At 62.9% G+C, this 13,236-nt stretch carries 10 protein-coding genes; 7 read left to right on the top strand and 3 right to left on the bottom strand.

Translation table 11 applies throughout. The features are described 5' to 3' along the window. The first annotated feature begins 611 nt into the window (after positions 1-611). The 5 genes from ASG25_RS15720 to ASG25_RS15700 all read left to right on the top strand — a co-directional run bounded on the left by ASG25_RS15720 (position 612) and on the right by ASG25_RS15700 (position 6,801). A complete protein-coding gene (locus tag ASG25_RS15720) occupies positions 612-1,865 on the top strand; it encodes a hypothetical protein (RefSeq protein WP_244479421.1) in 1,254 nt (417 codons plus the stop codon). Between the two features lie 90 nt (positions 1,866-1,955). Beyond that, complete coding sequence (locus ASG25_RS15715; RefSeq protein WP_062475700.1) at positions 1,956-2,939, top strand: hypothetical protein; 984 nt, start codon at positions 1,956-1,958, stop codon at positions 2,937-2,939. Between the two features lie 134 nt (positions 2,940-3,073). Further along, positions 3,074-4,333, top strand: a complete 1,260-nt coding sequence (locus tag ASG25_RS15710) for a glycosyltransferase family 4 protein (protein WP_162242199.1) — start codon at positions 3,074-3,076, stop codon at positions 4,331-4,333. After that, positions 4,330-5,553 carry a glycosyltransferase family 4 protein gene (locus tag ASG25_RS15705; RefSeq protein ID WP_062475694.1) on the top strand — a complete coding sequence of 408 codons (1,224 nt, stop codon included), beginning with the start codon at positions 4,330-4,332 and terminating at the stop codon, positions 5,551-5,553. The genes ASG25_RS15710 and ASG25_RS15705 overlap by 4 nt, the downstream gene beginning before the upstream one ends. 39 nt (positions 5,554-5,592) lie before the next feature. Further along, positions 5,593-6,801 carry a glycosyltransferase gene (locus ASG25_RS15700; RefSeq protein ID WP_062475681.1) on the top strand — a complete coding sequence of 403 codons (1,209 nt, stop codon included), beginning with the start codon at positions 5,593-5,595 and terminating at the stop codon, positions 6,799-6,801. Here the strand turns inward: ASG25_RS15700 and ASG25_RS15695 are convergent. The 3 genes from ASG25_RS15695 to ASG25_RS15685 form a co-directional block, all read right to left on the bottom strand. Further along, a complete protein-coding gene (locus ASG25_RS15695; RefSeq protein WP_200942813.1) occupies positions 6,726-7,340 on the bottom strand; it encodes a putative colanic acid biosynthesis acetyltransferase in 615 nt (204 codons plus the stop codon). The two genes, ASG25_RS15700 and ASG25_RS15695, sit on opposite strands and share 76 nt — an antisense overlap. Positions 7,341-7,420: 80 nt before the next feature. Continuing rightward, positions 7,421-8,575 (bottom strand): MraY family glycosyltransferase, encoded by a 1,155-nt coding sequence (locus tag ASG25_RS15690; protein ID WP_062475675.1) that lies wholly within the window; start codon positions 8,573-8,575, stop codon positions 7,421-7,423. Between the two features lie 120 nt (positions 8,576-8,695). Further along, the gene (locus ASG25_RS15685; protein ID WP_062475672.1) at positions 8,696-9,925 is read right to left on the bottom strand and encodes a glycosyltransferase family 4 protein; all 1,230 of its coding nucleotides are present in this window, start codon (positions 9,923-9,925) and stop codon (positions 8,696-8,698) included. Positions 9,926-10,296: 371 nt separating this feature from the next. On the opposite strand from ASG25_RS15685, the gene ASG25_RS15680 reads away from it, so the two are divergent. After that, on the top strand, positions 10,297-11,610 hold the full coding sequence (locus ASG25_RS15680; RefSeq protein ID WP_082480242.1) for a polysaccharide pyruvyl transferase family protein: 1,314 nt from the start codon (positions 10,297-10,299) through the stop codon (positions 11,608-11,610). A 142-nt stretch (positions 11,611-11,752) separates the two neighbouring features. Continuing rightward, a complete protein-coding gene (locus ASG25_RS15675; protein WP_062475669.1) occupies positions 11,753-13,234 on the top strand; it encodes an oligosaccharide flippase family protein in 1,482 nt (493 codons plus the stop codon). The last annotated feature ends 2 nt before the right edge of the window (positions 13,235-13,236 follow it).

The raw sequence follows: 13,236 nt of genomic DNA, 5'->3' as shown, positions 1-13,236 counted from the left end.
CTCATAACCTGAAGGCCGCAGGTTCAAATCCTGCCCCCGCAACCAGACAGACAATCCAAAAACCCCCGGTCCGCAAGGTCCGGGGGTTTTTGCGTTCCAATGCCACGAAAATGGTCAGACCACGTCGCGTCGTGCCGATGGCAGCCACAGACCGATAGGCCGGTGTCCTCAAGACCGTCTCCCGATATCCGGGGGAGGGGGCGCGCCGTGTCCTGGCCGTTATCGCAAGTGCTCCACCCGCCACCGTCCGCCGAAGGCGCCTGCGGCAAGATGGTGCACCAGCCTTGCATTTCCATAAGGCGGTTGTCGGATACACAAGACGCTGCTCTCGCAGATTGTGACAGCACCGAGAGGCATCTGTCCCGGCTATGTGGCGACAATCAGGACGACATTGCTCGCTGGGCCAACACGTCTGAGACAGAACCGGATGTCCGTCTTTCGTTTGACCTTCTACCCCTTAAGGTCCCGTTGGGTTTTGACCGACGGGCCCTATGATCGTCTTTCAGGTCAGGTGGATCCCGGGCAGCTTGCGAAATCTCGTCCGATGCCTTGAGGAGCATGCCGTCTGATCTGGTTGATGGTCATCGAGGTTCCTTGCGATGAATGACGTGATGACAGGATTGCTGTTCGCTGCGGTCTTCGCGTTGCTGGCCTGGGGCATGGCAAGGCAGGAGCGGATCTACGAGTTTCCTTTTCTGGTGGGCGCCGTCTCTTTCGCCTTCATCCTCGTCCAGGTTCCCGGACTGGCACATGACTATTTCGTGCCGCAGCCGGCCTTTGTCCGGACGGTTGCCTTCATGATCCTCTGCCTTTTCATGTGCTGGCTCGGATGGACCCGGCAGGCAGGATCGCCGGCCGCTCTCGAATGGACCTTCAGCGAAACGCGGCTTCTGGTGGCTGCCATGGTTCTGTCGGTCGCGGGCGCCTATTTTTACTATGCGCTCAGTCGGCTGCCGAGCGAAATGACGATCGCCGTTCAGATGACGGGCGTTCCTGTCATCTTCGTCTTCTTCTCCCGTCTGCTGGTCTATGGGCTGGCGATTTCCGCCTTGTGTCTTGCCCGGCGTTTTTCCCTTGCGGCGATGGGGATCATTGCCTTCGACCTTGTGTTCATCGGCGATCGAATCCTTCGAAGCGGCAGCCGCGCCGACACCGTCGAGCTGTTCATGATCTTCGCGCTTGCCTGGTGGTTCTATCGCCGTCGCGCCATCCCGAGATGGGTGGTCCTTTGCGGGCTGGTCTTCGGAACCTTGCTGATGAACAGCGTGGGCGACTACCGCGCGATCAGCAAGAGCGGCAACGGGCTGACCATCGAGGCCATGACCGAGATCGATCTTGTCGGCAACACATCGGCCATTCTCGCCAATGGCGGCGATGAGGTCAGGAATGCGATCAAGAGGATCAGCCATACGAGCGAGACGATGGAGTTCGACTACGGCCTGTCGCACTGGAACCGGCTCGTGTTCTCGTTCGTCCCGGCGCAGCTCCTGGGCGGCAAGGTGAAAGCCGACCTGATGATGCCGCTACCGGCACTGGCGCGGGACTATAGCCCGATCCGCGGCACGACGGAGACGGGGCTTGCCGATGCCTTCCAATCCTTCTGGTATTTCGGCGCCGTGGAATTCTTCCTTCTGGCCTATTTTTTGCGGCGCATCCTCGCCGCGGCAGACGCGGGATGGTTCGCAGGACAGTTCGTCTACGTGCTCTCCGTCGTGCCGGCGATGCACGCGATTTCGCACAAGACGGACTGGATCCTGATGGTGTGGATTCATATGCTGTTGTTCGCCGTGCCCGTCCTCGCCTTCGCCAGCATTCCCTCGTCCGGCCGGGAGGCGCGTGACCTTGCGGCGCCCTTGCCGGCCTAGGCCCGCCGCCCGCATCAGGAAGATCCGCCCTCGGCGGCTGCGGCCATGGACGTCGCAGCCATGACTGTTCGCAGACGTTCAGGAGCCATCATGGCAAACGCGCCCTTCCGGGATATCCGGCTTTTCACCGTCCTCTACATTGATGAAACGCAGATCCAGCATTCGAGCGTCGGAAAAGGCAGGTTGCCCACCCGGGATGTCTATATCGGATGTGCGTCGAACCTGCTCGCCAGCTGCGGTCGACACGGGGTTCGGGTCGAGATCCTGACGAACCAGCCAGCCTATGTGAATGCGCATCTTGTTCGCCTGGGTGCGCCGGAAATCGCGATCGGCGTCGCGTTCTCGCGCGACGTGCCGAAAGGCATTCCCTTCTACGCGGCGCATTTCAAGCTCGATGCCATTCGCCAGCTCGCAAGCGGCGCCTTCGGATCGCATGTCGGCCTGATCGACAATGATGTCGTCATGCTCAATCTTCCCGCAGCCGATCTCGCGACCTGGGACGATGATCGGCTTTTCGTCTACGACATTTCGGGGACGGTCCTCGAGGAGTATGGTGCCGACCGCGTTCGATCGGACCTGCGGCGCGTCGCGAGAGCCGAGCTTCGCTCAACACATTGGTATGGCGGGGAGTTTATTGCCGGGTCGTGCGGGGCATTCAAATCTTTGTCCGAGCGGATCGAGCGCCTGTGGCCGACCTATAAGGCGCTGACCGGCGAGTTGCACCATGTGGGTGACGAGATGATCGTGTCCGCGGCGCTCAACAGCCTGCTCGACGAGGACGCGATCCACCTCATCGATGTCGGCGACGGGCGGCATCGCTGGATCAGCCGGTGGTTTTCGACACGGTCGCGGTTTCGCCAGATGCCCCTGTCCCACCATCTCGGCAGTTCGATGCTGCACCTTCCTGCCGACAAGCGGTTCATCGCCGCAGCCGTTGCACGTCCCTTCGAACCCGACCCGTTCATCGTGCAGTATCGCAGACACGTGCAACGCAAGCTTCTCCTGAGGAAGCTCGTCAATGCCATCGGCCTGATCCGGGGCGAACGCCCGCGCCAGGTTCCCCGACTGTCTTGACCGGCGCGCCGGCGATAGGCTCGTCCGCCCCGGGCGTCTCGCGTGTCTTCAGCCCGCCCTACCGCTTTCGATCATATTGCGATCGCCGCGATCCGGGTGCTGATATGCCTCCGACATCTAGAGGCGAGGAGAGTATGATGAGGGTCGTCTTCGCAAACCGCTATTTTTACCCGGACCAGTCGGCAACGAGCCGGGTCGTGTCCTCGGTTGCCTTCGGTTTGGCAAGGCGAGGCTTCGACGTCATCGTGATGACAAGCCGTGATATCCATAATCGACGCGACATCGTGCTTCCGGCGGAAGAGACCGTCTTCGGCGTGACGATCCGGCGATTGTCGACCACGCGGTTCGGACGCCAGACCCTTCTCGGCAGGGGCTTTGACTATCTGATGTTCCATCTTCTGTCGTTCTTCTGGATGATGGCCCATATTTCGCACGACGATATCGCCGTCATCTGCACGGATCCGCCGCTGCTCTCGGTCACCAGCGGTGTTGCGCTGCGGTTGAAGAACGCCGTGATGGTGAACTGGATCATGGATCTCTTCCCGGAAGCGGCCATCGAGCTCGGCTATTTCACCCGCGGGAATGTTTTGGCGAGGCTGACACTGGCCGCGCGCAACGCGTCTCTCCGCATGCGCGGTCTCTGCATCTGCTCGACGGACACCATGGCGGAATACCTGACGCGCCAAGGCATTGCCGAGGGTCGCGTGATCGTCTCGCACCACTGGTCGGATGGCGCGGAAATCCGACCCGTCGACCCCGCCGAGAACGGGTTGCGCAGCGCATGGGGTCTCGATGACGCCTTCGTGGTCGGCTACTCCGGCAATTTCGGGCGGGCCCATGACTTCGAGACGACGTTGGGTGCGGCCGAAAGGCTGCGTGCCGACGAAACGATCCGGTTTCTGATGATCGGCGGCGGCCACCATCATGCGGCGGTCACTGCCAAGGCTCGGCAAGCCGATCTCCGCACGATGCTTTTCCAACCGTTGCAACCGATCGACAGGCTCAGCGAAAGCCTTGGTGCCGCAGATGTCCATCTGGTCTCGCTCCTGCCACAGCTCGAGCACTGCATCATTCCCAGCAAGTTCTACGGCATCCTGGCCGCCGGGCGCCCGACGATCTTCATCGGCGCCAAGGACGGCGAAGTGGCGCGCGTCATCGAACGCGCAGGCTGCGGTCTGCATGTGGAGCTCGGCGATGCGGACGGGCTCGTGCGCGCCATTCGATACCTGCGCGACAACCCAGTGATCTGCCGGGCCATGGGTGCCCGCGCACGCGCGCTGCTGGTATCCGACTACTCGCGCGACAGTGCCATCGAGGGCTGGTGCAAAAGGATCGCCGACCTCGCGAAGGCGCCGTATTCGTCGACGCCCGCGACGGAGGGATTGGCGCCATGAACAACAAGGTCGTCGTCAGCCAGCTGGGCGCTCGCATGCACTATGCCGTTCCCCGTATCTTCGGGTCGCAGGGACGGCTTGCGCATTTCTACACGGACATCTGCGCGACGAAAGGTTGGCCACGCCTTCTGTCGGCGCTGCCGAAGGGCGTGCTGCCGGCCTCTGTCCGACGTCTCGCCGGGCGGCAACCGAACGGCGTGCCGGCCGACCTGATCACCGTGTTTCCAAGCTTCGGCATCCGCTCGGCGCTGCGACGAATGGCGTCAAAGGATGTCATCGGTGAGACGTCACATGCCTTGTGGGCCGGCGCCCGGTTCTCGCAACTGGTCGCGGGTCGGGGTTTTCACGGAGCGGCCGGCCTCTATGCCTTCAGCGGCGACGCGCTGGAGCAGATGCAAGCCGCAAAGCGCCAAGGCCTCTGGACAGCGGTCGAGCAGATGATCGCGCCCCGGGAGGTCGTGGAAAGGCTGATCGATCAGGAAATCGCGCGCTTCCCGGCTTGGGCCGGCCCCCAGACGGCGAATGTGTTCGCCTCTGTCTTTGCCGAGCGCGAGAAAGCCGAGTGGGATCTCGCGGACGCGATCGTCTGCCCGTCGCGCTTCGTGCGCGACCATGTCGTGGCCTGCGGGGGCCCCGCCGATCGCTGCATCGTCGTTCCCTACGGGGTGAATGCGCCCGTCGCCGTGGAAAGAACCCATCGCATGCCGGGACCGCTGCGGGTGCTCACGGTCGGCGAGGTGGGTCTGCGCAAGGGCTCGCCTTATGTTGTCGAGGCGGCGCGCCTCGCGGGCCGATCGGCGGTGTTCCGCATGGCGGGCCGCACCTTCTTGCCAGATGATCTCCAGCGGGAGATCTCGAGATGGGTGACCTTGCGGGGCATCGTTCCTCGTGCCGACATCGGCGCGGAGCTTCGCTGGGCGGACGTCTTTCTCCTGCCCTCGATTTGCGAAGGGTCGGCCACCGCCGTCTACGAGGCGCTTGCAGCCGGCCTTCCCGTCATTACGACCGAAAATACCGGCAGCGTCGTTCGCGACGGCGTCGAAGGCTTCATCGTTCCCACCGGCAACGCGGTCGAGATTGCGCTGGCTGTCGAGCGCCTTGCCGGCGACGCGGAGCTGCGCGCCGACATGTCCCGCAACGCCTTGAGCCGGGCTGCAGAGTTTACTGTCGAACATTATGGAAGACGCCTGCTGGCCGCACTCTCGCAACTCGAGGCGTGAGACCGTCTTGCGTGAAAACAGCAAGCATTGGATCAGCCGATGAAAATCGTTCATGTCATCGCCTCCATCGACCCGAAGAACGGGGGGCTTCAAGCGGTCGCGATGCGGCTCGCCGCCGCTCAGGCCGCGACCGGATCGGAGGTGCACCTCGTCGCCTATGGGAGTGTCGAGGTGCATCGACAGGTGATCGAGCTTGGAAAGGCCATTCCCGGCTTTTCCAGCGTCCATCTCCATATTCTCGGCACGCCCGGCCGGTTCGAGAGCCTGGTCTGCTTCCGGGGACGACGTCGGCTGCAGGATCTGCTGCCTGGCACCGCGTTCATCCACATTCACGGCGTCTGGGAGCCGCTGCTGCTGCATGCCTCCAAACTGGCGGGACCGATTCCCTACTGCGTGTGCCCAGCCGGGATGCTCGATCACTGGAGCCTTGCGCAGAAGCGGTGGAAGAAGCGCATTGCGTTGCATCTCTGCTACGCCCGCATGCTGAACAGGGCGGCGTTTATTCATGTCCTCAACGTCGACGAACGGCGTGCGGTCGAGCCGCTGGGCTTCCGCGCGTCGAACGTCATCATTCCTAATGGTGTTTTCCCGGAGGAGTACGAGCCTTTGCCTCCGAAGGCTCTCTTCCGGACCCGGATCGGCTTCCCCGAAAACCGTCGTTACATCCTTTTTCTGTCACGCCTCCACATGAAAAAGGGGCTCGATATTCTGGCAGAGGCTTTCGCGCTTCTGGCCGGGCAGCATCCCGATATCGATCTGGTCGTCGCGGGCCCCGATGATGGGGCAGAGGCCGAGTTCAAGGCGCGGATCGCAGCATCCGGTCTTGCGGACAGGGTGCATATGACCGGACCTCTCTACGGGGACGTGAAAATCGCCGCCCTGGCGGAGGCCGCCTGTTTCTGCCTCCCCAGTCGCCAGGAAGGTTTCAGCATCGCCATCCTCGAGGCGCTCGCCTGCGCCACGCCTGTGGTAATTTCGAATCAGTGCCATTTTCCGGAGGTGGCAAAAGCCGACGCAGGACTGATCGTCACGCTCGATCCAGGCGACGTCGCAGAGGGCCTCGATACCCTCCTGCAGGATCGCATGGCGGCTCAGCAGATGGGTCGGAATGGGCGGCAGATGATTTTCGAGACGTTTACCTGGCCCGCAATCGCCGAATTGACGCTCCAGCACTACGAGGCGAGCGCATACGCGGCACCGGCCTCGCGCCGGCGGACCCGGACGGGTTTTGCGGGATTGCCCACATAGATCGTCCAGGGGTCGAGCGACCGGGCCGTCACGCCCCTTGCGCCGAGCACGGCGCCTTCTCCGAGCGTCACGCCGGGTCCGACGAAGGCTTCGGCCGCAACCCAGGCATTGGCGCCGATGATGATCGGGCGGGCGATCAACCGAAACGCGCTGTCCTGGACATCGTGCGTCCCGGTGCAGAGATGGGCGCGCTGGGAGACGGACGCGAAGGTCCCAATGGTGATCGAGGCGACATTGTAGCAGATCACGCCCGGTCCCATGGACGCGTAGGCGTCCATGACGAGATGGGCTGGCCACCAGATCCTCGCCTTTGCATGGACCGTCGCGGTCGCGTGGATCCGCGCGCCGAACAGGCGCAGGAGCAGATTGCGCCAGCGGCGAAACGGGGGTGGTGTCCAGGCCGCCAGAAGCAGCCAGGTGATCATCCAGACGAACCGGAAAAGCCGGAACCGGAGCGCGTAGGTCGGGCCTCCGAAGCGGGGCAGTGTCGCCCGAGCCGCGTCGAATGTCGGGTCGTCATATCTGGAGCGCATCGTCATTTTCCTCGATAAGATGTCGCGCTGTCCGCGCCACGCCTCCGCCGCGACGGCGTGATGCCACGGGCGCGGACGGTGAAGGCCTATGCGTCCTGCTCGGCGTCTCGTCGTCCCGTGAGAGCGGCCACCGGCTCCCGGCCACCCAGAACATCATGCCCCAAAGCAGCATTGCGCGTCCTTGCAGGAAATGGTCCGAGCCGCATCCGCATCAGGGAGCCTGTCGAGACAAGAACGAAGAGCGTGTGCAAGCCGATCGGCACGAGAAGCCCTGCCGCCATGATGTCTGCGGGGATTGCCAGCCGGATGCCCGCATAGCCCACGCCCCCGCAGGCCGCCGATATCAGCATCAGCGTGCAGGTCGCGGAGGAGGTGGTCAGGCCGTGATCCAGCAGGAGATGGTGCAGATGCCAGCGGTCGGCGGACATCGGGCTTCGCCTGGCAAGGAGCCGGCGGACGATGAGGCTGAGCGTATCCATCACGGGAACGAAGACCACCCAGAGAAGCGCAGGAAAGGACACCTGTGGGGCGGTCGCGGTGATCTGGAGGATGGCATAGGCGATGACCAGTCCGAGCGCCGTGCTGCCGGCATCTCCCAGGAAGACGCTGGCACGAAGGCGCCAGGGGTTGCGCATGTTGAAGACAAGGAAAGCGCAGATGCAGACGAGAAGCGTTTCGAGCGGCGGAATGAGATCCGGCAAGCTGGCGAAGGCCGCGATGACGATCAGCCAGGCAAGACTGACCGCCGCCGTTCCTCCGGCAAGACCGTCGATGCCGTCCAGCATGTTCCAGGCGTTGATCATACCTGTCATGAACAGCACATAGATCAGGACGAGAAGAGGCGTCAGGACAAGCGCATCGGCCACGGTCAGGAGACCGGCTGAAAGCGCACCGGTCCTGAGGCTTCCGATAAGCAGGATCGAGACGAGCAGCTGCGCAACCAGACGGCCGGTCGCGGGCAGGGATAGGCGGTCGTCCAACACGCCGATGCCGACAATCACCGCCAGGCCGAGCCAGAAGGGCGGAGTCAGAAGGGCCGAGGCGGTCCCGAATTGCGCTGCGCAGGCAAATGTCGCGAAGATGGCGACGCCGCCGCACAAGGGAACGGTTCCGCAATGCCGTTTGCGGACGGCATCGGGGCGGTCGACGATCCCGAAGGCGATGCTGAGGCGGCGCGCTGTCGCGATGAAGGCGATGCCGAGCAGGAAGGTCGCACTGGTTGTCAGAAGCATCCACGACATGGCAGGTCCTCTCGATCGTGACGGGCAGGGCAAACGGGGGTCGACTCGGTTTCGACGCTGCGGCGATTGTAGGAAGCTCTCGGCAATTCCGGTAAGCCGCCAAAAGGCAGGATGCCTCCATCAAAAGACGTGCGGGAGGACGTTGGGACGCTTCAGCCGTTCGCGAACCACCCGGAGATAGTTCTTCAGGGGAAGCGGAATGACGGTGCGCAGCCCCGCCCGCAGACCGTTGGGGATCGACCATGCGTCGACGTCGAGTGTCGGCAGGTGTTGGGGGCCGTCGATCAGGGCCGATGTGATGATGGCGTTGTAGCGGGCGCCCATCGTCTCGATGCCGAACCGGCCAGGCACGGTCTCGCGTGCTGCATCGGACATTCTTGCGAGAAGGTCCCGATTGTCATCCAGCCTGGCGATGGCCTGGGCGGCGGCCGTGTAATTTCCGACCGGGAAAAGGATGCCGTTGCGTCCATCGTCCACGACGGTGTCCGTGACGCCCCGGATGTGCGAAACGACCGGCACGCAGCCTCCGGCCATCGCCTCGATCATCGTCATGCCGAGCCCCTCGAAGCGCGACGGCATGATGAGGACGTCGTGCTCCGCGATGAAGGTGCTGATCCGCGAAGGGTCGACGGCACCCGAGAAATGAACGCGCGAGGCATGGTTCGCCAACCGTCGCTTCAGCTTCGCCAGGTCCGGCCCATCGCCGACGACGGTCAGGCGAATTGTGTCCGGAAGGGCGTCGAGGATTTCACGAAGCCACAAAACCCCCTTCGAGGCGTCTTCTATCCGACCGACAAACAGCGTCCGAAGCTCTGCCGGCGCGCTCTTGCGGCGCTCCGCCGCCATGCGGAATGCGTCCGTGTCGATCGCGCTGGGGACCGCGAACGTCCTGTCGCGCGGGAAGCCGTGGTGTTCGACGAGGTCCTGGCGAATGCGCTCGGACACGCCGATGGTGACATGGCTATAGTCGCGGATCGCCTTGGCCGCCGCATAGGTTCCCGGCGTGATGTTGTGGACGATGGCGATGCGCAGGATATCCGGCGGCAGGTACCGGGAAATATTGGTCTGGAAGCGATCGCCGAGGATGTTGACGAAGATACCGGCATATCCCTGCTTTCGTATCTCTTCGACAACCAGCTTGGCCCTTTCCTTTTCGGTGGTCTGCGGCGGCAGATACATCATCATGCCGCTATCGGTGTGACGCTGAACGTCGTGTCGCACGTCGGGATTGTCTTCGCAAAGTCCGAACCAGCTGACATCGACACCATATGGTGCCAGGGCGGCCCGGAGCGCCGTGAAAACGGTATAGGTTCCGCCGATATGCGGAATTACGAAATAGGCAAGTTTCATCGGACACCTCATGCATCGTGCGACCAGACGCACCTGCCCTGATCCCAGCGTCCGACCGGAGGACAGTTCCGGCCGTTTCGCGTGGTCGGATAGTAGAGACGCTGCCGATGGCGTGGAGTGGAACGGAGGTCGCAAGGCTCCCCTTCTTCGACTGTGTCGCCGTGATCTGTTTCCCCTTTCGAGGTAGGCCGCGTGCCAAACGGCGGCGTGGGAAGATCCCTGGATGGGCGCTAACCGTTGCAACGTTGCCGATCGCGGTTTGCACACGCCGCCTTTAAGTCCCGGCCGTCCGGCGCCCCGGGTCTTCAAGGCAGGGTTCCGCCAGCGGCTTCGCAGTCCGTCTGCGCTATGCGCCGACTTTTGGAGGTCCGATGAAAATCAGCCTGTTCGGACAATTCGGTTCCGGCAATACCGGCAATGACGGCTCTCTGGAATCCATGATCCTCTTCCTGCGCAAGCTGCGCCCCGATGCTGAACTCCAATGCATCTGCTCCAATCCAAAGGTGGTACAGGCGCGATACGGCATTCCTGCAAAGAGCGTCGGTGGGCCAGCTCCGTCGAGCCTCTTCGCAAGGACTCTCAATAAGGTTCTGTTCAACCTGCCGCGGAGGGTCATTCTGCTTTTTTCGGCGCTCGGGCAGTTTAATGACATCGATCTCATGATCGTTCCCGGCACGGGAATTCTGGACGACTTCCAGGACAGGGTGCTCGGTTGGCCGCTGGTGCTCTTCTGCTGGTGCCTTGCGGCAAGGCTCCGCAACACGCGCATCGCATTCGTCAGCATCGGGGCTGGGCCCGTCCATGGCCGGCTCAGCCGCTTGCTTCTGGTTTCCGCGGCAAGAATGGCGACCTATCGCTCGTATCGCGACGAAGCCTCCCTGCGTTTCATGACGTCGGTCGGGATCGATGTCGCAAACGATCATCGCTATCCGGACATCGCGTTCGGCCTGCCGTCTCCGCCGATCGTTCCGCGTCAGGCCGCTTGGCGAGAGGCCAGCGAGAGCGCCGCCTGCTCCGACGCACCGCTGACCTTCGGCGTCGGGATCATGCAGTATCGCGGATGGCGGCACCACGATCCCAAGGCGGACGACATCTATGCGGACTACATCGCAAAGATGTCCGATTTTGTCGGAAGGCTGGCCGCCGATGGCCATCGTGTCTGCCTTTTCATGGGCGACGTGACCGATGAGCGCGCTCGCGACGACATCCGGAACGGTCTGGCCGGCACCTTGTCTGCCGAGCAGCGGAGCCGGATCGAAGCCCATTCCGGCAAAACGCTTCAAGATGTCATGGCGCTCGTCGCCGGCGTGGATATTACCGTGGTATCACGGTACCACAATCTGGTGTGCTCGCTCAAGCTGGGGCGACCCAGCATATCGCTTGGATATGCGCAGAAAAACGACGACCTCATGCAGAGGTTCGGGCAGCAAGCCTATTCGCGGCATATCGAACGCTTCGACACCGAGGAGCTTCTGGTGCTCGTGCGACGGCTGATCGCCGACCGGCAGGGGGCGACCGAAGCCATTGCGCAGACCAACGCGGGTGTCCGGGCGCAACTCGCCGATCAGGAGAACCTCCTGTACCGGACGCTCTTGTCCATGCCAGCGCCGCTCGCCGCGCCCGATCTGCCGGAGCGGCCGACTGGCTCTGCCCCGCCCGGCGGAGAGACGTCGCTGCTTCACTGAACGTCCGGCCGGCGACCGGAATGACAATTTCCACCTTCTTGCCGATACCCACCGGAGCGACAGAGATGTGCCTGAACACGCAGCCTACGCAGCGCTCGCCTGACCGCCTGTCAGCGGTTCCTCTGTCATCGAGGAGGCTGTCATGACCGTGCGAAGAGCCTTCATTCTGTCCTCGATCGAGCAGTATCTTGCTATCGTGATCAATGTCGTGGTCGTCGCAACGATGGCCCGCCTGCTGACGACGGACGGCATCGGGCACATGGTCACCGGCATCGGTATCGGTGCGGTGGCGCTCTCGTTGCGCGAGTTCGCCACGCCGGAGTTCCTGATCCAAAGCCGGACGCTGAGGCTGACGGATATCCGGACGGCCTTTACGCTCCTTGCCGCGATCACGCTGTGCGTCGCTGCCTGTGTCATGGCTGCGGCACCATGGATCGCACGCTTCTACGCCTTTCCGGAGCTTCCCTTCTTTCTGTTTCTCGTGCTGCTGTCGTCTGTCGCGGAGATCGTGTCGCTTCCCATCATCGCCATCCTGCGCCGGAACATGTCTTTCGGGCGTCTTGCCAATATCCGGACCGTCTCGCTCCTGGTGTCGGCTGTGGTGACGATATTGCTTGGATATCTGGGCACCGGATACATGAGCTATGCCTGGGGCATGCTGGCAGGGGCTGTCTCGCTTGCGGCTCTCGCCGTCACCGCGTCTCCCTATCCGCTTTCATCGATCTGTCGCCCGAGCCTTGCCGCCTGTCCGGAAGCCATCGCATTCGGTCGCTACAAGGGCGCCTCGCAGCTCGTGGACCGAATGTATGAAACCTTGCCGCAGCTTTTGCTCGGCAAGATCATCTCCATGTCTTCCGTTGGTCTTTTCAACCGCGCCAACACCGTTTGCGGGATCCCGGACCGGATTATCATGTCGGCATTCTATGCCATGGCCTTTCCGGCTCTCAGCGCCAGCATGCGCGAGGGACGGGACATCCGGCAGGCCTATCTCCAGACGCTCGCCTACATTTCCTGCCTCTACTGGCCTGGCGTGCTGCTCATCGCCGTCACCGCCGAACCGATCGTTCACCTCGTGCTCGGATCGCAATGGTACGAGACGATCCATCTGGTTCGAATCCTTTCTCTCGCCTCCGTCTTCTGGTTTGCCGTCATCGTCACCAATCCGCTTCTCCTGGCTCTCGGAGAGAACAGAGATGCGTTCCGCAGCAGCCTGATGTGCAGAAGTGTCGCCACGGTCCTGCTTTGCGCCGCCAGCGTCCATGGCGTGACGGCCATGGCGCTCAGCCAGTTCGCATCGCTTCCCATCCAGATGGTCATTTCCCTCGCCTTTGCGCGGCGACATCTGCACTTCACCCTCCTCGACCTCTGGTCCGCGATCCGCCCCAGCATCATCGTCACAACCTGTGCGATGACGGGGCCGCTGGTGCTGCTGATGGTCAATGGCTGGGAGGACGAGATGGGGCCGGGCGTGCTCATTCTCACCTGTCTGCTTGCCGGGGCCGGGTGGCTGCCGGGCCTGATCATCGCGCGACATCCCTTTCTGGTCGAGGTCCGGCTCCTGGCTGGCAAGCTCGTCTCTGCGCTGCCTTGGCTGCGGCGCCGTTTCCCGGCTTTGGGAGCCTGAGG

It is taken from the genome of Rhizobium sp. Leaf384 (assembly GCF_001424065.1).
GTDB lineage: Bacteria > Pseudomonadota > Alphaproteobacteria > Rhizobiales > Rhizobiaceae > Ferranicluibacter.
The sequence above is the reverse complement of the archived record's forward strand: the minus strand, read 5'-3'. Positions and strand labels throughout refer to the sequence as shown.